Source organism: Nocardiopsis sp. NPDC006198 (assembly GCF_040613895.1).
In the GTDB taxonomy this organism is placed as follows: domain Bacteria; phylum Actinomycetota; class Actinomycetes; order Streptosporangiales; family Streptosporangiaceae; genus Nocardiopsis; species Nocardiopsis tropica.
In genome coordinates, this window is record NZ_JBEXSY010000134.1 from 1 (window position 1) to 2,816 (window position 2,816).

The following is a 2,816-nucleotide window of genomic DNA, read 5'->3' on the forward strand; positions in this document are numbered from 1 at the left end:
CAGAACTCGGCCCCCAGCGCCCGCGCCCGGGGGATGTCCTTGTCCGCGAGGGCCCGGGTGAGTTCGGGCAGGCGCTCCAGGACCGACGCGGCGCGCGCGTCGGCCCCCGGGTCGATCCCGGAAGCGGTGGGGTCGGTGCGCGTGGCTCCGGGGGCGGGGGAGCCGCTGTCCGCGGCGCGCTCGGGTCCGGCGGCGGGCGGCGCCACAGGCGCGTCCGTGTTCTGGGTGGGGGTCGGAGTGCCCTCGGTCGTGTCGGGTGTGGTGGCCTCGGCGGCGAAGGAGGGCGGGCCGTTGCGCTCCGGACCGGCCTGAGCGTCGGGGAGCGGTTGCGGACGTGGCCGCGGTGTTTCCTGGTCCTGCGGGACACCGTCCGTGTTCCGGGACAGGGTCGCTCCGGGCGTCTGGCCCTCTCCGGCGGGGGCGTCCTCGCGGCTCTCCTCGCCGCCCTGCTCCTGGCCGTCCTTCTCGTCGGTGGACCCCTCCTCGTGCGCGGACTCGGCGTCGTCGTCCGTACGCTTGCCGTCCTCGCCGCTCTCGTTCCCCGACCTGTCCCTGTCGTCTTCCGACCGTTCACCGCTCTGCTCGCCCGACCGGTCGCCGTCGTCGGACCGGCCTGTGCCGGCTCCGGCCTGGTCCTCGTCTCCGTCCTGGGGGCGGTCGTCGTCGCGGGAGGTGTCCTCGCCGCGCTCGTCGGGCTGTTCGCCCTCGCGGTCGGAGGGGGCGTGTCCGGTGTCCTGCGTGTCCTGGGGCGGTGCGCTCTCGGGGGTGGTGTCGGTGTCCTGCTGACCGTCGCTCTCGGTGACGGGAGACGGGGGCAGCGGGACCTCGGCCGGTGAGGCCTGCTGTTCGGGGTCGGAGGTGCCGTGGGGGACCGCACGCGGTTCATCGGTGGCGGTGGGGCCGTCGGTGGTCGTGGTCTGCGGAGCGGGCGGGGTGCTCTCGGTGGTGACCTTGGGGGCGTCGCCGGTTGGGCGCTGCGGGGACGGGTCCGGGGTGCGGGTGCCGTCGGTGCGCTGGGACGGACGTCCACCGCTGTCGCGTTCGGTGGGTGTGGAGCGCTGGTTGTTGTCGGTGGCCGAACTCTGCGGTGCGGTCGCGGGCGGTGGAGCTGCTTGGCCGATCGGTGCGGCCACGAGGGGCGGGGCGGTGTGCTGCTCGGGGTCGGGGGTGGAGCGGTCGGCCGGGTTCGTGCCGTTGCCGGTGTCGGGTGTGGAGCGGTCGGCCGGGTTCGTGCCGTTGCCGGTGTCGGGTGTGGCCTGTGTGTGGGGTGTGGTCTGTTCGGCGCCGGGGGGCTGGGCTGCCATGGGGTTGTCGGGGACGATGGCGTTGAGGAAGTTGACGGTGAGGGGTCCGTCGTTCATGCCGGGGTGGAAGAGGTCGTTGCCCAGGCCGGGGTGTTTGGCCTCGGTGGTGGCGAAGGGGTCCTTGCCGGTGTCGGTGTAGGGGGTGCGGGTGTCGTCGTCCTGGTGGACGCGGACGGTGTCGTCGGTGGCCCGGTCGCGGTCGTCGGCGTCGCCGAAGTCGGAGCCGGTGTCACCGAAGTCAGAACCGGAGTCGGAGTCGGTGTCGCTGACCAGGTCGGGGACGTCGTCGATGTCGGAGAGGTCGTCGCGGTCGCCGCTGTCCTGCGAGGCGGTGGCCGGGGGGCCGTCGCGGTCGGGCCGCCCGTCCTGCCCACGGTCGGGGCCGTTGTCGCGGTCGTCTTCGCGCCGGGGCCCGTCGCCGCCGCGTTCGGGGGACCGGTCGCCGCCCTGGCCCGGGTGGTCGTCCCCGCCCGCCCACGGGCTGGGGGTCTCGGGGCCGGTGCGGTTGTCGGTTCGGTTGCCGGTGCTGTCGGTTTCCGTGGGCGGCGGGTCGGTGATGTTGGGTTTGTCTTTGTCGCTGAACAGGTCCAGGCCGTGCAGGATGCCGTCGGTGGCGCCTTGTTGGATGCCGGCCTGGGTGGCGCCGGCGGTGGCGGAGTAGCCCGAGGCCTCCCAGCCGCGTCCGTCGGCCAGGCTGCCCAGGCCCTCGCCGAGGTAGCCCTCCAGGGCTCCGGTGCCGATGCTGCCGCCGACCTGTTGGGTGTAGGCGCCGGTGGTGGAGAAGTACTCGCCCAGGGGTTTTTGCAGGTTGACGGGGACGTCGGCGAGGTGGTCGCGCATGTGCGGGGGCAGGCGGTCCCCGATCGTGTCGCGCAGGTGCCGGCCCAGGTCGGGGTCGTTCCAGTGGCGGGCCAGGGTGGCGGCGTAGTCGCGTCCCAGATCGCGCGCTGCGCTCTCGCCGAGGTGCTCGCCGAAGTTGCGGGCGAACACCTCGGCGAAGTCCTGACGGGCTGCGGCGGCCTTGGTCGCGTTGTCGAAGGCGCCGGCGCCGATGGGGCTGGCGGGGTTGTAGGGGGTGAGGAACTCGTCGTTGTGGCGGCCGAACACCTCGGCCAGGTCCTTGTTCAGGGAAGGCGGCGCAGGCGCAGATATGGGCGTGGGTGTGGTGCCCGGGGTGTCCTTGGGTGCGGCGGAGTCCGGCCCCCGGTCGGGGTTGACCGGGGGGTCGTCCTTGACCGGTCCGGGGGGCGGGTCGTCCTTGGGCCTGGCGGGGGGCCCGTCGGGACCGCCGCCGCCGGGTGGGGGCGGGGTGTCGGTGTCGCGGTTGACCGGTGGCGGGTCGTCCCTGACCGGCCCGGCCGGCGGCCCGTCGGGCGGACCGGAGGGCGGTCCGGGCGGGGGTCCGTCGGGGGTCTCCCGGAGGGGCGGTCCGGTGGGCGGACCTGCCGGGGGCGGCCCGTCGGGTGTGGTGCGGACCAGCGGGGGCGGGTCGGGCAGGTCGTTGAGGTGTTT

1 pseudogene is annotated in these 2,816 nt (G+C 74.8%); it reads right to left on the reverse strand.

Annotated elements, in window-relative coordinates:
* Positions 1-2,816 (reverse strand): annotated as a pseudogene (locus tag ABZ234_RS33940) (hypothetical protein); the annotation flags it as partial.